This is a genomic window from Pseudomonas lurida, from assembly GCF_013522705.1.
GTDB lineage: Bacteria > Pseudomonadota > Gammaproteobacteria > Pseudomonadales > Pseudomonadaceae > Aquipseudomonas > Aquipseudomonas quebecensis.
Window position 1 is genome coordinate 19,735 of sequence record NZ_JAAMRE010000017.1, and the last position, 21,446, is coordinate 41,180.

Consider the following 21,446-nt stretch of genomic DNA (forward strand, 5'->3'; position numbering starts at 1 on the left):
CTTGCAGCTTGCCAGCCATCCGTTACCATCGCGGCAGTTTTTTACTCAGAGGCCAACATGTACATCTATCGATTGGTCCTGCTGCTGGTCGTCGGGATCTACCTGTTTTCCCCCGCCATCATGGATTGGTGGATCGACGCCACGGGCGCCTGGTATCGCCCCTATCTGCTGTGGCTGATCCTGATCGTCGTGACTTTCATCCTGCAGAGCCAAAAAGATGCCGATGAGCTTTAGCCTCACCCAGATGCTGCTGATCAGCGCCGCCTACCTGGCCGCGCTGTTCGGCGTCGCCTGGATCAGTGAGCGCGGAATGATTCCGCGGGCGATCATTCGCCATCCGTTGACCTACACCTTGTCCCTGGGGGTCTACGCCAGTGCCTGGGCCTTCTACGGCACGGTGGGGCTGGCGTATCAGTACGGCTACGGGTTTCTGTCCAGCTACCTCGGCGTGTCCGGCGCGTTCCTGCTGGCGCCGGTGCTGCTGTACCCCATATTGAAAATCACCCGCACGTATCAACTGTCGTCCCTGGCCGACCTGTTTGCGTTTCGCTTTCGCAGCACCTGGGCCGGCGCGCTGACCACGGTGTTCATGCTGATCGGTGTGCTGCCCTTGCTTGCCCTGCAGATCCAGGCAGTGGCCGACTCCATCAGCATCCTCACCCATGAGCCGGTACAGCATCGCGTGGCCCTGGCCTTTTGCGCGCTGATCACCCTGTTCACGATTTTCTTCGGTTCCCGTCACATCGCCACCCGCGAAAAACACGAAGGCCTGGTGTTTGCGATTGCCTTCGAATCGGTGATCAAGCTGATCGCTATCGGCGGTGTCGGCCTGTATGCGCTGTACGGCGTGTTCGATGGCCCGCAGCAATTGGAGCTGTGGCTGCTGCAGAACCAGACCGCCCTCGCCGCCCTGCACACGCCCTTGCAGGAAGGTCCGTGGCGTACGTTGCTGCTGGTGTTCTTCGCGTCGGCGATTGTGATGCCGCACATGTACCACATGACCTTTACCGAGAACCTCAACCCCCGCGCACTGGTCAGTGCCAGTTGGGGCCTGCCGCTGTTCCTGCTGCTGATGAGCCTGGCGGTGCCGCTGATCCTGTGGGCCGGTCTGAAACTGGGCGCCACCACCAACCCGGAATACTTCACCCTCGGCATCGGCATCGCCGCCAACAGCCCGGCCCTGGCGTTGCTGGCCTATGTCGGCGGTCTGTCGGCGGCCAGTGGTTTGATCATCGTCACCACCCTGGCGCTGTCGGGCATGGCCCTCAACCACCTGGTGCTGCCGCTGTACCAGCCGCCGGCGGAAGGCAATATCTACCGCTGGCTGAAATGGACGCGTCGCGCACTGATCGTCGCCATCATCATGGCCGGCTACGGTTTCTATTTGATGCTCGGCGCCGGGCAAGACCTGGCCAACCTGGGCATCGTGGCATTTGTCGCCACCTTGCAATTCCTGCCGGGAGTGCTGTCAGTGCTGTACTGGCCGACGGCCAACCGGCGCGGCTTCATCGCCGGGCTGCTCGCGGGGATCCTGGTGTGGGTCGTTACCATGCTGCTGCCGTTGGTCGGCAACCTGCAGGGCTTCTACATTCCCTTGCTGAACATGATCTATGTACTCGACGACACCAGCTGGCACATGGCCGCAATTGCCTCGCTCGCCGCCAACGTCTTGATGTTTACGCTGATCTCGCTGTTCACTAACGCCAGCCCCGAGGAAACCAGCGCCGCCGAAGCCTGTGCGGTGGACAACGTGCGCCGCCCGCAACGCCGCGAATTGCACGCTGCCTCGCCCCAGGAATTCGCCACGCAACTGGCCAAACCCCTGGGTGCCAAAGCCGCGCAAAAAGAAGTCGAACAAGCGTTGCGCGATCTGTACCTGCCCTTCGACGAGCGCCGGCCCTACGCACTGCGCCGCCTGCGTGACCGCATCGAGGCCAACCTGTCCGGCCTGATGGGCCCCAGTGTGTCCCAGGACATGGTGGAAACGTTTCTGCCCTACAAGGCCGGGGGCGAAAACTACGTCACCGAAGACATCCATTTCATCGAGAGCCGCCTGGAGGATTACCACTCACGCCTCACCGGCCTGGCGGCCGAACTCGATGCACTGCGCCGTTACCACCGTCAGACCCTGCAGGAATTGCCCATGGGCGTCTGCTCCCTGGCCAAGGATCAGGAGATCCTGATGTGGAACAAAGCCATGGAAGAACTGACCGGCATCGCCGCGCAGCGCGTGGTGGGCTCGCGCCTGAATACGTTGGCCGAACCCTGGAAAGAACTGCTGCAGGGCTTTATCAACCTGCCGGATGAGCATTTGCATAAACAGCACCTGGCCCTCGACGGCCAGACCCGCTGGCTCAACCTGCACAAAGCCGCCATCGATGAGCCCCTGGCCCCCGGCAACAGCGGCCTGGTATTGCTGGTAGAAGACTTGACCGAAACCCAGATGCTCGAAGACAAACTGGTGCACTCCGAGCGCCTGGCCAGTATTGGTCGCCTGGCAGCGGGCGTCGCGCACGAGATCGGCAACCCGATCACGGGCATTGCCTGCCTGGCGCAGAACCTGCGCGAAGAACGCGAGGAAGACGGCGAAATCACCGAGATCAGCGGGCAGATCCTTGAGCAGACCAAGCGCGTTTCACGCATTGTGCAGTCGCTGATGAGTTTTGCTCACTCCGGCGCTCATCAGAATCAGGACGAAGCGGTGTGCCTGGCCGCGGTGGCACAGGATGCCATCGGGCTGCTGGCCTTGAACCGGCGCAATTTCGAAGTCCAATTCTTCAACCTGTGCGACCCGGATCATTGGGTCGACGGCGACTCACAACGCCTGGCCCAGGTACTGATCAACCTGTTGTCCAACGCCCGTGACGCCTCACCGCCCCACAGTGCGGTACGCGTCAAGAGCGAGGCTTTCGAGCACACGATCGACCTGATCGTGGAAGACGAAGGCAGCGGCATTCCACAGAACATCATGGACCGACTGTTCGAACCCTTTTTCACCACCAAGGATCCGGGTGAAGGCACCGGTCTGGGCCTTGCACTGGTCTATTCCATCGTTGAAGAGCATTATGGACAAATCACCATCGACAGCCCGGCTGACACCGAAAGCCAACGTGGCACCCGTATTCGGGTGACTTTGCCGCGTCATGTCGAAGCGACGTCCGCTGTGAACTGAGACCGTCGAGAGAATTGAATCAATGCCGCACATTTTGATCGTCGAAGACGAAACCATTATCCGCTCTGCCCTGCGTCGCCTGCTTGAACGTAATCAGTACCAGGTCAGCGAAGCCGGCTCGGTACAGGAAGCTCAGGAGCGCTTCAGCATTCCTACGTTCGACCTGATCGTCAGCGACCTGCGCCTGCCGGGCGCGCCTGGGACCGAGTTGATAAAACTCGGCCAGGGCACGCCGGTGCTGATCATGACCAGCTACGCCAGCCTGCGCTCGGCGGTGGACTCCATGAAGATGGGCGCGGTGGACTACATCGCCAAGCCTTTCGACCATGACGAAATGCTTCAGGCAGTCGCCCGCATCCTGCGCGACCGGCAGTCGGCCGGCAGCGTGCAGGCCGAACAACGCCCCGCCGGCAAAGCCACCAACGGTGCCGAAAAGCCCGGTGTGGACAACAGCAATGGCGAGATCGGCATTATCGGCTCATGCCCGCCGATGCAGGACCTGTACAGCAAGATCCGCAAAGTCGCGCCTACTGACTCCAATGTACTGATCCAGGGTGAGTCCGGGACCGGTAAGGAACTGGTAGCCCGCGCCCTGCACAACTTGTCCAAGCGCGCCAAGGCACCGATGATTTCGGTGAACTGCGCGGCGATCCCGGAATCGCTGATCGAATCCGAGCTGTTCGGCCACGAAAAAGGCGCCTTCACCGGTGCGAGCGCTGGACGCGCCGGCCTGGTGGAAGCGGCGGACGGCGGCACGTTGTTCCTCGACGAAATCGGCGAACTGCCTTTGGAAGCCCAGGCGCGTTTGCTGCGTGTGCTGCAGGAAGGCGAAATTCGCCGGGTCGGTTCGGTGCAATCGCAGAAGGTCGATGTGCGTCTGATCGCCGCGACCCACCGCGACCTCAAGAGCCTGGCCAAGATTGGCCAGTTCCGTGAAGACTTGTACTACCGCCTGCACGTGATCGCCCTCAAACTGCCGGCGCTGCGTGAGCGCGGCGCCGACGTCAACGAAATCGCCAGTGCCTTCCTGCAACGCCAGAGTGCGCGCATCAACCGAACCGACCTGAAATTTGCTCCGGATGCCGAACAGGCTATTCGGCATTACTCATGGCCGGGTAATGTGCGCGAGCTGGAAAACGCCGTGGAGCGCGCGGTGATCCTATCGGAAAGCCCGGAAATCTCCGCCGAGCTGCTGGGCATCGATATTGAACTCAGTGACCTGGAAGACGATGAGTTCATCGGCCTTGCCCCACAGCAGGGCGCGGCCAGTAACACCAGCCATGAGCCGACGGAAGATCTGTCGCTGGAAGATTACTTCCAGCATTTCGTCCTGGAGCATCAGGACCATATGACCGAGACCGAGCTGGCGCGCAAATTAGGCGTAAGCCGCAAGTGCCTGTGGGAACGACGTCAGCGCCTGGGCATTCCGCGGCGCAAGACCGGCGTGGCCAGCGAAAGCTGAGGCGCGTACGCAGGTAACACCCAAGAATGTGAAAAAACTGTTACCGCAGACAATTCGCGTAACAAAAGCCGGGGCTTACGGTAACGAAGCCCCGGCTTTTTTTCGTCCGTCAAAAAGCCGAAACCACCTCAAACCCCCGGTTTTACTGGGCTTTGAAAAAGTTGGCACGCACCCTGCTATATGCTTAGTACAAAAACAATAACAAGCTTTGTACAAGACAATAAAAATAAGACGAATCGACTCACGCATAACAAAAACAACACGGCGGAGGCGCAGCTAACTGATTCTTTTGGAGAGGCGTTGCATTTGGGGCTTGCCCCGCAACCAGGCCGAGAACAACAAAAACTGCCCTAAGGCAGAGCCTGAACTGGTTGGATCGTAGATCAGCAACACAGCGACCAAAGCAATCCGTTTGCTCTTGACTCCCGATTGGGAGTGTCATGAAGGTGAAGCTTCATGGCGAGGGCGATCAACAAAAACAAGAAGCCCGACCAATAATAAAAATAGAGCACGCAACTACTTCTGGGGGAGCTTCGGCTCCCCTTGTAGTTTCCGCGATTTGACGTTCCAGAGCCTATGGCGCAATGCCTGTAGCTTGTTCCTACACCATCCCCTGACTAAATGCTAGAATCCCGGCCCATCATGCGGTCATTCTTCGTTATGGCCGAACATTCCTTCAAACAGTGCATCCCATGCTGAAGAAGTTGTTCCAGTCATTCCGTTCTCCCTTGCGTCGTACGCAACACAAACGCAGCACGCCTGAAGTGCTCAACAGCAGCCAGCATTCGTTGCAGCGCGCTCAATTCAGTCGTTATGCGGTGAATATCGTCGAACGTTTGCAGAACGCCGGCTACCAGGCTTACCTGGTAGGCGGTTGCGTACGCGACATGCTGCTCAATATCACGCCTAAAGATTTCGACGTGGCCACCAGCGCCACGCCCGAACAAGTGCGTGCCGAGTTTCGCAATGCGCGGATCATCGGTCGCCGGTTCAAGCTGGTGCATATCCACTTTGGCCGAGAAATCATCGAAGTCGCCACGTTCCGCGCAGGCCACCCGCAAAACGATGAAGAGGAAGACACCAACCAGTCTTCCCGCAACGAAAGCGGACGCATCCTGCGTGACAACGTATATGGCACTTTGGAAGAGGACGCGCAGCGCCGCGACTTCACCATCAACGCGTTGTATTACGACCCGGTCAGTGAGCGCATCCTCGACTACGCCAACGGCGTGCACGACATTCGCAACAACCTGATCCGCCTGATCGGCGACCCGACCCAGCGCTACCAGGAAGACCCGGTACGCATGCTGCGCGCCGTGCGCTTCGCCGCCAAGCTGAACTTCGGTATCGAAAAACACACCGCCGCGCCGATCCGCGACCTGGCGCCGATGCTGCGGGAAATCCCCTCGGCACGCCTGTTCGAGGAAGTCCTCAAGCTGTTCCTCTCAGGCTACGCCGCCGACACGTTCGAAATGCTTGTCGACCTGCAGCTGTTCGATCCGCTGTTCCCGGCCAGTGCCGAAGCGTTGGAATACAACCCGACTTACACCCACACGCTGATCAGTGAAGCGCTGATCAACACGGACCTGCGCATCAAACAGAACAAACCGGTGACCCCGGCCTTCCTGTTTGCCGCGCTGTTGTGGCCCGCCCTGCCAAAACGCGTGCTGCGCCTGCAGGAACGCGGCATGCCGCCGATTCCGGCGATGCAGGAAGCCGCTCACGAATTGATCACCGAGCAGTGCCAGCGCATCGCCATCCCTAAACGTTTTACCCTGCCCATCCGCGAGATCTGGGACATGCAGGAGCGCCTGCCGCGTCGCAGCGGCAAACGCGCCGATCTATTGCTGGAAAACCCACGCTTCCGCGCCGGCTACGACTTTCTCCTGCTGCGCGAAAGTGCCGGGGAGCAGACCGACGGCCTGGGCGAATGGTGGACCGACTATCAGGACGCCAACGACAGCGGGCGACGCGAGATGATCCGTGAGCTGGGCAGCAAAGGTGATGCCGCCGGCGAAGGACCGAAAAAACGGCGTCGCAGCGGCGCCAAGCGCAAACGCAGCGCCGCCGATGCTTCGGGCGCCGCAGGCGAATAAGCGTGGAACGTATCTACATCGGCATGGGCAGCAACCTGGCTGCCCCGGACCAGCAGCTGCACAGGGCAGTCCAAGCACTGGCCGGCCTGCCCGGCACTGCCCTCGCCGGCGTGTCCGCTTTCTATCAAAGCGATTCCCTGTTGCCCGGCCAACCGCGCTATACCAACGCGGTCGCGGCCTTGGACAGCGATCTGGCGCCACTGGACCTGCTCGATGCACTGCAAGCCATCGAGAATGACCAGGGTCGCGAACGCCTCGAGCGCTGGGGCCCTCGCACGCTCGACCTGGACATCCTGTTATTTGGCGATCGCCTGATCGACGAGCCGCGCCTGAAGGTGCCCCATTACCAGCTGCACCTGCGTCCGTTCGTGTTGTATCCATTGGCGGAACTGGCGCCTGCCGAGCTGCAATTGCCGGATGGCAGACGCCTCAGCGCCTTGCTGGAAGCCTGCCCGTTTGTCGGCCTGGAACGGCTCCCCGTTGCTGAATCGCGTCAGTAACAGCGGTAACACCGCCATCGTAACAATGCGGTAACACATCCAATTGACTTCCCGTGTCCTCCTCACGACTATAGGCGTCCTGCTGCCGCCAACCCGGCGCTAAAGGGCGCAATCCAGGCCTTATAAGCACTGCTATCAAGACGGTGCGCCTGTATAAACGAAGACTCACGCGCGTTACTCGCTGTTTCCAAGCGCCTGAACGAGGACCCTTTTCATGCCAGACATTACCCTGACCACCTTGCAGAGCCTCAAGCTCAAAGGTGAAAAAATCACCATGCTCACCTGCTACGACGCCACCTTCGCCCACGCCAGTTGCCAGGCCGGCGTCGAGGTGTTGCTGGTAGGTGATTCCCTGGGCATGGTTCTTCAAGGGAATGACAGCACACTGCCAGTCACCACGGATGAACTGGCGTACCACACCGCCAGCGTCAAGCGCGGGAACGACGGCGCGTTCATCATCGCCGACCTGCCGTTCATGAGTTACGCCACCCTGGAGCAGACGTTCGCGAATGCCGGCAAGCTGATGCAGGCCGGTGCGCACATGGTCAAGGTCGAAGGCGCCGTGTGGCTTGCCGACTCGATCCGCCTGCTGGCTGAGCGCGGCGTGCCGGTGTGTGCGCACATGGGCCTCACCCCGCAGTCGGTCAACCTGCTCGGCGGTTACAAAGTGCAAGGCCGCCAGGAAGCCCAAGCGCGGCAGATGCGCGCCGATGCCATCGCGCTGGAGCAAGCCGGCGCCGCGATGATTCTGCTCGAGTGCGTGCCGAGCGAACTGGCGGCGGAAATCACCCAAGCGGTCAAAGTGCCTGTGATTGGAATCGGCGCAGGCTCCGCCACCGATGGCCAGGTGCTGGTATTGCACGACATGCTCGGGTTGTCGATCAGCGGCCGCGTACCCAAGTTCGTGAAGAACTTCATGGTCGGCCAGGACAGCATTCACGCCGCCTTGAGCGCCTATGTCGCCGAAGTCAAAGGCATGACGTTCCCGGGCGCCGAACACGGATTTTCTGCATGAACACCGTAAAAACCGTAAGAGAACTGCGCGCCGCCGTGGCCCATGCGCGCAAGGCCGGCAAGCGCATCGGCTTTGTGCCCACCATGGGCAACCTGCACAGCGGCCACGCCACGTTGGTGACCAAGGCTGCGCAGCAGGCCGACTTCGTCGTCGCCAGTATCTTCGTCAACCCACTGCAATTCGGTGCCGGCGAAGACCTGGACACATACCCGCGCACCCTGGCCGCCGACCAGGAAAAACTCCTGCAGGCCGGTTGCAACCTGCTGTTCGCCCCCACTGTTGAAGAGATGTACCCCGACGGCATGGCCGGCCAGACCCGCGTCAGCGTCCCGCAAGTGTCCGAAGGCCTGTGCGGCGCCAGTCGCCCCGGGCACTTCGAGGGCGTGGCCACGGTGGTCAGCAAGCTGTTCAACATGGTCCAGCCGGACATGGCCGTGTTCGGTCAGAAGGACTACCAGCAATTGGCCGTGATCCGCGCGATGGTGCGCGACCTGAATATGCCGATCCAGATCATCGGTGAACCGACGGTCCGCGCCGACGACGGTTTGGCGCTGTCGTCGCGCAACGGCTACCTGAGTGACGAACAACGTGCCATCGCACCAGTGCTGTACCGCAGCCTCAGCCAGATGGCCGCGGCGATCAGAGCCGGAGACCGCGATTTCGCCAGGCTGCGCGCCGAGCAGATCCAGCACATCGAAGCTGCCGGCCTGCGCCTGGATTACCTGGAAGTGCGCCAGGGCGTACACCTGCGCCCGGCCACGGCCGAAGACCGTGACGTGGTAATTCTGGTCGCGGCCTACCTGGGCACGACGCGCCTGATCGATAACCTGCACCTGACCCTCGACTGACCCCTCCCGACGCCCCGCCATTGCCCCGTCCGCTGTGCCGGTATAAAAAAGTACCGGCTACAGCACAGACAAAGCCAAGACATATGCACACGCGAGGTTTAATGTAATCGCCCTGCGCTATGGTTAGCGCTGTCTGGCACCCAGCCCTTGATAAAAGACTGGACGTTCCGGGCTTTGAAGTGTCCTAAAGGCAGTCCCCGTAATAAAAGGAAACCCGCAGCGATGGCGTACTACCGCACCCCTCATGACGTTACCGCTCTGCCCGCCTGGCAAGCGCTCACTCAACACCGCCAAGCCATGCAGGATTTCAGCATGCGCGAAGCATTCAATGCCGATCCCCAGCGTTTTTCCCAATTCACCTTGAGCAGCTGCGGGCTTTTCCTCGATTACTCGAAAAACCTGATCACCAGCGAAACCCGCGACCTGCTGGTAGCCCTGGCCAAGGAAGTCAACCTCAAGGACGCCATCGACGCGCTGTACGCCGGCGAACCGGTCAACTCCTCCGAAGGCCGCCCTGCCCTGCACACCGCGCTGCGCCGCCCGGTAGGCGACAAGTTGTCGGTCAATGGCGTGAACATCATGCCGGACGTGCACAAGGTGCTGAACCAGATCACCGACCTGGTCGGCCGCATCCACGACGGCCTGTGGCGTGGCTACACCGAAAAGCCGATCACCGACGTGGTGAACATCGGCATCGGTGGCTCGTTCCTAGGCCCGGAGCTGGTCTCCGAAGCCCTGCTGTCCTACGCCCACAAAGGCGTACGTTGCCACTACCTGGCAAACATCGACGGCAGTGAGTTCCACGAACTGACCATGAAGCTGCGCGCCGAGACCACGCTGTTTATCGTCTCGTCGAAATCCTTCAACACCCTGGAAACCTTGAAAAACGCCCAGGCCGCCCGCGCCTGGTACCTGGCCCAGGGTGGTTCGGAAGCTGAGCTGTACCGCCACTTCATTGCCGTATCGAGCAACAACGCGGCGGCCGTGGCCTTCGGCATCCGCGAAGAAAACATCTTCCCGATGTGGGACTGGGTCGGCGGTCGTTACTCGCTGTGGTCGGCCATTGGCTTGCCAATCGCCCTGGCCATCGGCATGTCCAACTTCAAGGAACTACTGTCCGGTGCCTACACCATGGACCAGCACTTCCAGAATGCGCCGTTCGAGGCCAACATGCCGGTGCTGCTGGGCCTGCTGGGCGTGTGGTACGGCAACTTCTGGGGCGCGCAGAGCCATGCGATCCTGCCGTACGACCACTACCTGCGTAACATCACCAAGCACTTGCAGCAGTTGGACATGGAATCCAACGGCAAGAGCGTGCGCCAGGACGGTACGCCAGTGGCTACCGACACCGGCCCGGTCATCTGGGGCGGCGTGGGCTGCAACGGTCAGCATGCGTACCACCAGTTGCTGCATCAAGGGACCCAACTGATCCCGGCCGACTTTATCGTGCCGATCGTCAGCTTCAATCCTGTATCCGACCACCATCAGTGGCTGTACGCCAACTGTCTGTCCCAGAGCCAGGCGCTGATGCTGGGTAAAACCCGCAGTGAAGCCGAAGCCGAGTTGCGGGACAAAGGCATCGCCGAAGACGACGTGCAGAAGCTGGCGCCGCACAAGGTGATCCCCGGCAACCGTCCGAGCAACACCCTGGTGGTCGAGCGTATCAGCCCGCGGCGCCTGGGTGCTCTGGTCGCCATGTATGAACACAAGGTGTTCGTACAAAGTGTGATCTGGGGGATCAACGCCTTCGACCAATGGGGTGTGGAACTGGGCAAAGAACTGGGCAAAGGCGTGTACAACCGCCTGACCGGCGCCGAAGAAACCTCGGCCGAGGATGCTTCGACGCAGGGCTTGATCAACTACTTCCGCGGCCGTCACCGCGGCTGATAGCAGTGCCTGCCGGGCCAACGTCGTTTGGACGTTGGCCTTGCCCCCTCCCCGCACTGGGTGCATCTTTATGCCTTGTCCCGACAACAAGAATAAGGACCGCTCATGTTCGATATCAGCACGTTTCCCGCCGCCGATGCCGTCCGCCGGGCTGCGCAACTCAGTCAAAAGGACTATCAGCGCCTGTACCGCCAATCCATCGAGCAACCCGATAGCTTTTGGGCCGAACAGGCCAGCGCTTTTCTCGACTGGATAACCCCATGGCATACCGTCCAACAGTCAGACATCACTACCGGCGCCGCCCAATGGTTTGCCGGCGGCCAGTTGAACGTCAGCTATAACTGCATTGATCGCCATCTGGCAAAACGCGCCGATCAGCCGGCCTTTATCTGGGAGGGCGACGATCCGACAAACTCCAGCACAATCACCTACCGCCAACTGCACCAGTACGTTTGCCGCCTGGCCAACGTACTGAAAAGCCGTGGCGTGAAAAAAGGTGACCGGGTGTGCATCTACATGCCCATGATTCCCGAGGCCGCCTACGCCATGCTCGCCTGCACGCGCATCGGTGCGGTGCACTCGGTCGTGTTCGGTGGATTCTCGCCGGACGCCCTGCGTGACCGCATCCTGGATGCCGATTGCCGCACCGTGATCACCGCCGACGAGGGCGTGCGCGGCGGCAAGCCGGTGGCACTGAAAAACAATGTCGACAAAGCCCTGGCCAGTTGCCCGGATGTCAGCACCGTGCTGGTGGTGGAACGCACCGGGGCGGCCGTGAACTGGAGCGATGGTCGCGACCTGAAATATCAACAAACCCTGGCCGCCGCCAACGATGATTGCCCACCCGAGCCGATGGATGCCGAAGACCCGCTGTTCATCCTGTATACCTCCGGCAGCACCGGCAAACCCAAAGGCGTGCTGCACACCACTGGTGGCTACCTGCTGCAGGCGGCGATGACCTTCAAGTACGTGCTCGACTACCGCGCTGGCGAAGTCTTCTGGTGCACCGCCGATGTCGGCTGGGTCACCGGCCACAGTTACATCGTGTATGGGCCGCTGGCCAACGGTGCCACCTCGCTGATGTTCGAAGGCGTGCCCAGTTACCCCGACAGCTCACGCTTCTGGCAAGTGATCGATAAGCATCAGGTCAATATCTTCTACACCGCGCCCACCGCGTTGCGCGCCTTGATGCGTGAAGGCCACGGCCCCTTGGAAAGCACCTCGCGCGCCAGCCTGCGGCTGCTGGGCAGCGTAGGCGAGCCGATCAACCCGGAAGCCTGGGACTGGTACTTCAACGCCGTGGGCGAACAACGCTGCCCGATTGTCGATACCTGGTGGCAGACCGAAACCGGCGGCATCATGCTCAGCCCGTTGGTCAGCGCCCAGCGCATCAAACCCGGCTGCGCTGCCCAGCCGATGTTTGGCGTGCAGCCGGTGCTGCTGGACGAACAAGGCAACGTCATTACCGGCCCTGGCAGCGGTGTGCTGGCAATCAAAGCCAGTTGGCCGGGGCAGATCCGCAGCGTATACGGCGATCCGCAGCGCATGGTCGACACCTATTTCAAACCCTATCCCGGCTACTACTTCACCGGTGACGGGGCACGACGCGATGAGGACGGCGATTACTGGATCACCGGGCGCATCGATGATGTGATCAACGTCTCCGGCCACCGTATCGGCACTGCCGAGGTGGAAAGCGCACTGGTCCTGCACGATCAAGTGGCCGAAGCCGCCGTGGTGGGCTACCCCCATGATGTGAAGGGCCAGGGTATCTATGCGTTTGTCACGCCCATGAACGGTGTGGAGCCCAGCGAGGCGCTGAAACAACACCTGTTGGAATTGGTCAGCCGGGAAATCGGCAGTTTCGCCAAACCGGAGCTGATTCAATGGGCACCGGCCCTGCCGAAAACCCGGTCCGGCAAGATCATGCGCAGAATTCTGCGCAAAATCGCCTGTAACGAACTGGACAGCCTCGGCGACACCTCAACCCTGGCCGATCCGAGCGTAGTGGATGGCCTGATCGACAAACGCCTGAACCGATAGGAAGCCTCAAGTCGTCATGGAATTTATCCGCAGCCGTATCGAAACCCAGTTGATGAGTATGACGGGCCTGTCTCTAGGCCAATTGGACCTGGAAAACCCCAAGGGCGATCCGGGCCTATTCGGGCCAGACTCCGTCAGCTGGCAAGTGCATGGCGACTTCAGCAGCATGCTGATCGGCGGGATCAGCGCGTTGATGCTGCAAGCCTTGCACCCACTGGCTCTCGCCGGGGTGTGGGACCATTCGAACTTCCGTCAGGACATGCTCGGACGTCTGCGCCGTACTTCGCAGTTCATTTCCGGCACTACCTTCGGCTCACGCAAGGATGCCGAGTGGCTGATCGAAAAAGTGCGCACCATCCACCTGCAAGTGGTCGGCCATGCGCCGGACGGGCGCCCTTACGCGGCGAGCGATCCGGCACTGCTGACCTGGGTGCATGTGGCGGAAGTGAGCAACTTTCTCGCCGCCCATCTGCGCTACCGCAACCCGCATCTTTCGGGCGCCGATCAGGACCGTTACTACAGCGAAATCGCACTGGTTGCCGAACGCTTGGGCGCGCAGGACGTACCGCGTTCCAGGCAGCAAATGTCCGAGTATCTGCAGCGAATCCGCCCACAGCTGCTGTGCGACGAGCGCAGCCGGGAGGTGCTGCACCTTCTGCTCAATGCGCCTGCGCCAAGCCCACTGGCCAGACCGCTGGGCGCCTTGATGATGCAGGCCGGCATCGACCTGCTGCCGGACTGGGCCAGCGCCCTGCTCGACCAGCATCAGAGCCCGCTGCAACGGCGGATGATCCGCGCCGGGGTCAAGCGCAGTGCACCGTTGCTGCGCTGGGCGATGCGCAACGGCTCGGTGCAACGTGCCCATCGCCGGATGGGGTTGCTGTAGCCGGCCTGCCATAGCTGCTAAACTGCGCGCCCTTCTGCCCACATCCCCTACGCAAGGCGCGCTCCATGTCTTCATTGAATCAGGCGCTGCGCGCCGCCCTCGATCACCGCCAGGCGCTGATCAACGAACTGCATGCTCAAGGCACCGACTGCTATCGACTGTTTCACGGTAGCCAGGAAGGCGTGGGCGGCTTGACCATCGATCGCTACGGCCCGCAATTGCTGGTGCAGAGTTTTCATCAATCGCTGCCAACCACCGAGCTGCTGGACCTGCATCGACAGATCAATCAGCACATGGGCCTGGAATTGCTGCTGGTGTACAACGACCGCTCTCGCGGCAACTCGCGGATCGATCGCGAAGACACGGTATACCGCGCCGAACCCGCCGCGCTGGAAGATCTGGTGGGCCATGAATGGGGTCTCAAGTACCGCGTGCGTGGTCGGCATGCCGGCCAGGACCCGCTGCTGTTTCTCGATCTGCGCAACACTCGCGGCTGGGTCAAGGAACAGGCTGCCGGCAAGCGCGTGCTGAACCTGTTCGCCTATACCTGCGGCGTGGGCCTGAGCGCCGCCGCCGGTGGCGCGAGCGAAGTGTGCAACCTGGACTTCGCCGAGGGCAACCTGGCGGTCGGACGCGAAAACGGCCAGCTCAACCCTCAACTACCGCCCATGCATTTCGTGCAGTCGGATTACTTCCCGGCGATCCGCCAATTGGCCGGCCTGCCGATCACCCAGCGGCGCGGGCATAAACTGCCGAGCTATCCACGCCTGGAACAGCGCCAGTACGACCTGGTCGTGCTCGACCCACCCGCGTGGGCCAAGAGCGCCTTCGGCACCGTCGACCTGCTTCGCGACTATCAGAGCCTGCTCAAGCCCGCTCTGCTTGCGACGGCCGACAACGGCGTGCTGATCTGCTGCAATAACCTGGCAAAGGTCAGCATGGACGACTGGCGTGAACAGGTGCTGCGCTGCGCGGAAAAAGCCGGACGCCCGGTACGTGATTGGAAAGTGATGGCTCCGGGCGCGGATTTCCCTTCCCAGGATCACCAGCCGCCCCTGAAAACGCTGATCTTGCAGCTGTAAGACTTGTCTCAAACGCCCGGTTCTTCGGAACCGAAAACCCGTGCCATACTCCAAGGCACTCCTTGTTCGACATAGATGGCGTCACCCATGCCCAAAGGATTGATCCGCGCCGCCGGCGCCTTGTTGACTGCCCTGGCCTTGTACAGCTTACTGGGCTTTTTGATCCTCCCCGGCATTGGCCTTCGCATTGCCAACCAACAATTGGCCGAGTACGCCACGGTGCCGGCACGCATCGAGCGGATCGAACTCAACCCGTTCAGCCTTGAGCTGACGGTCTGGGGCCTGAAAATCGGAGAACCGGGCAAGGAGCATGTGGGTTTCGAGCGCCTGTACGCCAATCTTCAACTCGACAGCTTATGGTCCCGCGCCCTGCACCTGGCCGATGTGCAACTGGACAAGCCTAAAACCGAATTGCTGTTCGACAAATCCGGCCAACTGAACCTGGCGCAGTTGTTCAAACTGCCACCCAGTGAGCCAACGCCGACTGATCCTGACGCCAAGCCCTTTCCGCTGCGTATCGACAGCATCAAGCTGGCCGGTGGCTATGTGCACTTTGAGGACTTGCGCCCCAGCGAGCCCATCGAATTCCTCTACGACAAGCTCGACTTCGAACTGAAGAACCTCAGTACCCTGCCCGAAGACAACGCCGACATGACCCTGGTCGCCGCCGGCCCCGAGGGTGGGCATATCGACTGGAAAGGTAATTTCAGCCTGGTGCCGATTACGTCTCAGGGCACCCTGAAAGTCACCGACGGCAAGATGAAAGCCTGGTGGCCCTATGTGCGTGACGCCTTGCCACTGGTGCTTGAGGATGGCGTGCTCAACCTGAGCACCGACTATAAATTCAGTCTTGCCAAAGAAACCGAACTGAACCTGACCAACACCGCCGCCAGTATCGCGCCGTTTGCCATCAAGGCGCCGGACGGGCGGCCACTGGTACGCCTGGAGCGCCTGGACGTCAGCGACACCACGGTGGACCTGGCCAAACAACAAGTGGTCGTCGGCAAGATTCGCAGCAATAAACTCGAAACCTGGGCCGCGCGTGAGGCCGACGGGCAACTCGACTGGCAGAAACTGTTCGCCGGCCAACCGAGCAAACCGGCCAAGGCGGCGGAGCCGGCCAGCGCCCCTGCCACCGCTGACTCGCCCAAGGCTGAGCCCGCCGCGCCAAGCAAACCCTGGCAAGTGCTGCTCAAGGATGTGCAACTGCGCAACTACCAAGTGCATCTGGCCGATCGTCAGGCCAAGCCTGCGGTCGCACTGGAGCTGGGCCCGCTGAACGTCGACATGCAGAACTTCGACAGCCTCAACGGCAGCCCCTTCAACCTGAAGATCGATAGCGGCGTGGGTAAACAAGGCAAGCTCCAGGCGAGTGGCGAGGTTAACCTCAACCCGGTCAGCGCCAGGCTCAACGTGAATACCCAGGACATCGACCTGCGCGTCGCCCAGTCCTATATCAGCCCCTTCATTCGCCTGGAACTGCGCAGCGGCATGCTGGGCAGTAATCTCGCCGTCAATCTGAAAAGCACCGATCCGCTGGCGCTGCAGGTGACCGGCCGGGCGCAGGTCGATCAACTGCATACCCTCGACACCCTCAAGACCCGCGACTTTCTCAAATGGCAGCGTCTGGTGCTCGAAGGCGTGAATTACCAACATGGCGAAAGCCTGTCGATCGACAAGGTCAACCTGCTGCAACCGTATGCCCGTTTCATGATCAACGATGACCGCACCACCAACGTCGATGACCTGCTGATCCCGCAGCCGGCGGACACTGGCGCCAAGTCGGCGGCCAAACCGGCCGCGAGTAAAGACAAACCGCTGGGCATTCGCATTGGGCAGATTGCGATCAACGATGGTTCGGCCAATTTCGCCGACTTCAGTCTCACGCCCAACTTCGCCACGGCGATTCAACAGCTCAACGGCCAGATCGGTACCATCGACAGTCGCCAGGCCAAGCCTGCCAGCGTCGATATCAAGGGTAAGGTGGACCGCTATGCGCCAGTGACCATCAAAGGCAGTGTCAACCCGTTCGACCCGATGGCGGCGCTGGACATCGCCACCAGCTTTAAACGGGTAGAGCTGACTACCCTCACGCCTTATTCGGGCAAATTCGCGGGCTTCCGCATTCGTAAGGGCCGCCTGAATCTCGACCTGCATTACGTAATCATCAAGGGACAATTGAAGGCCGAAAACAAAGTCGTGGTAGAGCAGCTGCAACTGGGCGAAAAAGTCGACAGCGCCGATGCCGTGGATCTGCCGATCCGTCTCGCGGTCGCGCTGCTCAAGGACAGTGATGGCAAGATCTCCATCGAGCTGCCCGTCAGTGGCGACCTCAATAACCCCCAGTTCAGTGTCATGCCGATCGTTTGGCAGACTTTGCGTAACCTGGTGGTTCGCGCCGCCACGGCGCCTTTCAAATTCATTGGTGGGCTGGTCACCGGCGGCGGTTCAGAAGATTTGGGCAACGTATCGTTCGCGCCCGGCTCCAGTGAATTGAGCAAAGACGCCGAGGGCGCGCTGAATAAACTGGCCACAGCGCTTAAAGAACGCCCTGCCCTGCGCCTGGAAATCGAAGGCACCGCCGCAGCCAGCAGCGACGGGCCATTCCTGGCTGAACAGCGCCTGGAGCGCGAATACCAATACAACTACTACAAGATGCTGCAACGTCGGGGCGACAAGGTTCCGGCCCAGGCGTCGTTACTGCAGGTCCCGGAAAACGAAAAAGCCCCGTTGCTCGAAGCCATCTACCGCACCCGCTTGAAACAGCAGCCGCCTGCGGAGTGGAAAGACCTGAGCCGAGACGAACGCTCGGCCAAACTCAAGGACGCCGTGATCAAGTTCTGGAGTGGCAGTGATGTGTTACTGCGCCAGTTGGGACAAGACCGTGCCAGCACCATCAAGGATTACCTTGTGGATAAAGGGCAACTGGAGGACGACCGGGTTTACTTCATTGACGCGCAGCTGGGGCAGGCTGAGAAGGATGGTCGGGTGGTGACACCGATGCATCTGGATGCTGAGTGATGCAAGGCGTCATTCAGCCTCTGTAGGACAGGTTTGAGTGCGGTGAGGGTCGGCGGGGGAAGCCGGCTCCGGTTGGGGCAAGCTCGCTAACCACAGCACGCTGGATCGCCACGTTTAATTGCTGCGTGAAATAGAACAGGCCCTGACACAAAGTGCCGGGGCCTGTAATGACCACTTCCGTGTGGTCGGTCGCATGAACCTCAGAGGTGCATTGAGTGGATATCTAACTCACGCGCCGCCGCCGCTAAGTTCAGACGAACTGTCGAGCGTTACTCAGCTTTCAGGCCGTCGGCCGATACAGCTTTAACGCCTTTGATTTTCTTGGTGATCGCAACAGCAGTGGCTTTCTGCGATTCGGTCACTGGGGTAGCGGACGACAGGGAAACCACGCCTTTGTTGGTTTCAACCTTGATGTCGGTACCAGGAATACCTTTTTCGGTAACCAGATCAGCCTTCACTTTGGTAGTGATCCAGGTGTCCGAAGTGGCATCTTTGGATTTGTCGATGTTATCGGCTTTGACAGCGCCGCCAGCCAACAGGCCGTCAGCGGAAACAGCGGTTACGCCTTTGATTTTCTTAGTGATGGCTACGGCAGTCGCTTTCTGCGAGTCCGAGATAGCTACGTCGGAAGACAGGGAAACCACGCCTTTGTTGGTTTCAACCTTGATGTCCGAACCTGGAATGCCTTTTTCAGTCAGCAAGTCAGCTTTGACTTTGGTGGTGATCCAGGTATCCGAAGTGGACTCTTTAGCCTTGGTCATCTCGCCAGCAGCCAGAGTCATTGGCGCCTGGGTAGGTTGGGCGAAGGCGGCGTTAGCCATGGCCAGGGTCAGAGCGGTAGCTGTTGCGGTAGCGAGAGCGAACTTCTTCATACGAGTAACTCCTGTTTTATCAAAAGTCTGCAGCGTGTAAACCTTGATGCTGCAGCGTTAACAGGGATATTGCAGACACTGTGCCAATTCTTTTCGGACGATTAAATCCTTAAAAAACAATGAGTTATAAAACATGGCTAATTTCGGAATCGTGCATATTGCATGAAGCCCCCTGCTCCTGCATGCAAGTTGCGGCTTTTGAATACGCATTAACCGTCTGATTTTCAGGCATTTTCCATCGCGCATAAAAAAGGACTCCGTAGAGTCCTTTTCTCAGCTTAAAAACCAGGGTGGTTAAACACCCGAAGCTTTGGCTGCTGCCACGTCTTTGATGGACAGTTTGATACGGCCGCGGTTGTCCACGTCCAGTACCAGCACTTCCACTTCCTGGCCTTCCTTGAGGATGTCGGTCACTTTTTCAACGCGAGCATCGCTCAGCATGGAGATGTGAACCAGACCGTCCTTGCCTGGCAGGATGTTGACGAATGCGCCGAAGTCGACGATGCGCTCAACCTTACCGACGTAGATCTTGCCGATCTCGGCTTCCGCAGTGATACCCAGCACGCGCTGACGCGCGGCTTCCGCAGCTTCCTTGGTTTCACCGAAGATCTTGATCGAACCGTCGTCTTCGATATCGATCGAGGCCTTGGTTTCTTCGCAGATTGCACGAATGGTCGCGCCGCCTTTACCGATAACGTCACGGATTTTGTCGGTGTCGATCTTCATCGCGATCATGGTCGGGGCATTTTCCGACAGCTCGGTACGCGACTGACCAATGATCTGGTTCATCTGGCCGAGGATGTTCAGGCGCGCTTCCAGGGCTTGGCCCAGGGCGATTTCCATGATCTCTTCGGTGATGCCCTTGATCTTGATGTCCATCTGCAGCGCGGTCACACCTTTGGCGGTACCGGCTACTTTGAAGTCCATGTCGCCCAGGTGGTCTTCGTCGCCCAGGATGTCGGTCAGGACGGCGAACTTCTCGCCTTCTTTAACCAGGCCCATGGCGATACCGGCAACCGGTGCCTTCATCGGTACGCCAGCGTCCATCAGCGCCAGGGAAGCACCGCACACGGAAGCCATGGAGCTGGAACCGTTGGATTCGGTGATTTCCGATACCACGCGGATGGTGTAAGGGAACACGTCAGCAGCCGGCAGCATGGCCTGAACCGAACGACGAGCCAGACGGCCGTGACCGATTTCGCGACGACCGGCACCGCCCATGCGACCACACTCGCCCACCGAGAAAGGAGGGAAGTTGTAGTGCAGCATGAAGGGGTCTTTTTTCTCGCCTTCCAACGTGTCCAGCAGTTGCGCGTCACGGGCGGTACCCAGCGTTGCAACAACCAGCGCCTGAGTTTCACCACGGGTGAACAGAGCCGAACCGTGAGTCTTCGGCAGGACGCCGACTTCAATGTTCAGCGGACGCACGGTGCGGGTGTCGCGACCGTCGATACGTGGCTTGCCGTTAACGATGTTTTCGCGAACGGTGCGGTATTCGATTTCGCCGAAAGCTGCCTTGACGTCGCTGGCGGAAGGCTGGCCTTCTTCGCCGGACAGCTTGGCCACAACCTGATCCTTCAGCTCGCCCAGGCGAGCGTAGCGGTCGGCCTTGACGGTGATGGTGTAGGCGTCGGAGATGGCAGCGCCGAACTCGGAACGGATCGCAGCCAGCAGCTCGGTCGCTTCAGCCTGTGGCGCCCAGGTCCAGGTTGGCTTGGCGGCTTCGGCAGCCAGCTCGGTGACCGCTTTGATAACGGCCTGGAACTCGTCGTGGGCAAACAATACAGCGCCCAGCATTTGGTCTTCGGTCAGCTCTTTGGCTTCCGATTCAACCATCAGTACGGCTTCCGAGGTACCGGCAACGACCATGTCCAGGCTCGATGCTTTCAGTTGCTCGTAAGTCGGGTTCAGCAGGTAGCCGGTGCTTTCGTGGAACGCAACACGGGCAGCACCGATCGGGCCATCGAAAGGAATGCCGGAGATGGCCAGGGCAGCCGAGGTACCGATCATCGCAGCGATGTCCGGATCGGTCTTTTTGCTGGTGGAAACGACGGTGCAGACAACCTGCACTTCGTTCATGAAGCCTTCTGGGAACAGTGGACGGATCGGGCGATCGATCAGTCGGGACGTCAGGGTTTCTTTCTCGGAAGGACGGCCTTCACGCTTGAAGAAACCGCCAGGGATCTTACCGGCAGCGTAAGTCTTTTCCTGGTAGTGAACGGAAAGAGGAAAGAAGCCTTTGCTTGGGTCAGCGGTCTTGGCACCCACAACGGTCACCAATACGGTGACGTCGTCATCAACGGTAACCAGCACTGCGCCGGAGGCTTGACGGGCGATACGGCCTGTCTCGAGGGTAACGGTCGACTGACCGAACTGAAATTTTTTGATAACCGGGTTCACGGTGTCCTACCTTCTTTGTGGCTCTTGGGGAACTTGTCTTCTTGCGAAATTCTTGGGCAATGCCGGGAATCGGCCCGACGCTCGTCCAGGGTAAAACGTGTATCCAGATAAAACTTGAGGCTGGGAGCCTGCCATGGGCCAGCGCAATCGCACTGACACACG

Annotated in this window: 14 protein-coding genes; 12 read left to right on the forward strand and 2 right to left on the reverse strand. The window is 60.2% G+C overall.

What is annotated here, in order from left to right; all coding sequences use genetic code 11:
• The first annotated feature begins 57 nt into the window (after window positions 1–57).
• From G7025_RS15280 to G7025_RS15335, 12 genes are all read left to right on the forward strand, one after another.
• Window positions 58–234: a hypothetical protein gene (locus tag G7025_RS15280; protein WP_003176118.1), complete on the forward strand. Its 177-nt coding sequence runs from the start codon at window positions 58–60 to the stop codon at window positions 232–234.
• Window positions 218–3,172, forward strand: a complete 2,955-nt coding sequence (locus G7025_RS15285) for a sensor histidine kinase (protein WP_181080000.1) — start codon at window positions 218–220, stop codon at window positions 3,170–3,172. Before G7025_RS15280 ends, G7025_RS15285 begins: the two co-directional genes overlap by 17 nt.
• A 22-nt stretch (window positions 3,173–3,194) precedes the next feature.
• On the forward strand, window positions 3,195–4,634 hold the full coding sequence (locus tag G7025_RS15290) for a sigma-54-dependent transcriptional regulator (protein ID WP_181080001.1): 1,440 nt from the start codon (window positions 3,195–3,197) through the stop codon (window positions 4,632–4,634).
• Between the two features lie 692 nt (window positions 4,635–5,326).
• Window positions 5,327–6,730: a polynucleotide adenylyltransferase PcnB gene (locus G7025_RS15295; protein WP_181080002.1), complete on the forward strand. Its 1,404-nt coding sequence runs from the start codon at window positions 5,327–5,329 to the stop codon at window positions 6,728–6,730.
• 2 nt (window positions 6,731–6,732) lie between these two features.
• Window positions 6,733–7,230, forward strand: coding sequence for a 2-amino-4-hydroxy-6-hydroxymethyldihydropteridine diphosphokinase (gene folK / locus G7025_RS15300; protein WP_181080003.1), 498 nt, complete (start codon window positions 6,733–6,735; stop codon window positions 7,228–7,230).
• Between the two features lie 214 nt (window positions 7,231–7,444).
• A complete protein-coding gene (panB, locus tag G7025_RS15305; RefSeq protein WP_181080004.1) occupies window positions 7,445–8,245 on the forward strand; it encodes a 3-methyl-2-oxobutanoate hydroxymethyltransferase in 801 nt (266 codons plus the stop codon).
• Window positions 8,242–9,093, forward strand: coding sequence for a pantoate--beta-alanine ligase (panC, locus tag G7025_RS15310; RefSeq protein WP_181080005.1), 852 nt, complete (start codon window positions 8,242–8,244; stop codon window positions 9,091–9,093). The genes panB and panC overlap by 4 nt, the downstream gene beginning before the upstream one ends.
• Before the next feature lie 222 nt (window positions 9,094–9,315).
• Window positions 9,316–10,980: a glucose-6-phosphate isomerase gene (gene pgi / locus G7025_RS15315; protein WP_181080006.1), complete on the forward strand. Its 1,665-nt coding sequence runs from the start codon at window positions 9,316–9,318 to the stop codon at window positions 10,978–10,980.
• Window positions 10,981–11,085: 105 nt separating this feature from the next.
• A complete protein-coding gene (gene acs / locus G7025_RS15320; RefSeq protein WP_181080007.1) occupies window positions 11,086–13,023 on the forward strand; it encodes an acetate--CoA ligase in 1,938 nt (645 codons plus the stop codon).
• A gap of 16 nt (window positions 13,024–13,039) precedes the next feature.
• Window positions 13,040–13,909: an oxygenase MpaB family protein gene (locus G7025_RS15325; protein WP_181080008.1), complete on the forward strand. Its 870-nt coding sequence runs from the start codon at window positions 13,040–13,042 to the stop codon at window positions 13,907–13,909.
• A gap of 65 nt (window positions 13,910–13,974) precedes the next feature.
• Complete coding sequence (locus G7025_RS15330; RefSeq protein ID WP_181080009.1) at window positions 13,975–14,991, forward strand: class I SAM-dependent rRNA methyltransferase; 1,017 nt, start codon at window positions 13,975–13,977, stop codon at window positions 14,989–14,991.
• An 87-nt stretch (window positions 14,992–15,078) separates the two neighbouring features.
• Window positions 15,079–18,012 carry a DUF748 domain-containing protein gene (locus tag G7025_RS15335; RefSeq protein WP_181080010.1) on the forward strand — a complete coding sequence of 978 codons (2,934 nt, stop codon included), beginning with the start codon at window positions 15,079–15,081 and terminating at the stop codon, window positions 18,010–18,012.
• Window positions 18,013–18,281: 269 nt separating this feature from the next.
• On the opposite strand, the gene G7025_RS15340 is transcribed toward G7025_RS15335, so the two are convergent.
• Window positions 18,282–18,884 (reverse strand): BON domain-containing protein, encoded by a 603-nt coding sequence (locus G7025_RS15340; RefSeq protein ID WP_181080011.1) that lies wholly within the window; start codon window positions 18,882–18,884, stop codon window positions 18,282–18,284.
• Between the two features lie 294 nt (window positions 18,885–19,178).
• The gene (pnp, locus tag G7025_RS15345) at window positions 19,179–21,284 is read right to left on the reverse strand and encodes a polyribonucleotide nucleotidyltransferase (protein ID WP_181080012.1); all 2,106 of its coding nucleotides are present in this window, start codon (window positions 21,282–21,284) and stop codon (window positions 19,179–19,181) included.
• Window positions 21,285–21,446: the final 162 nt, after the last annotated feature.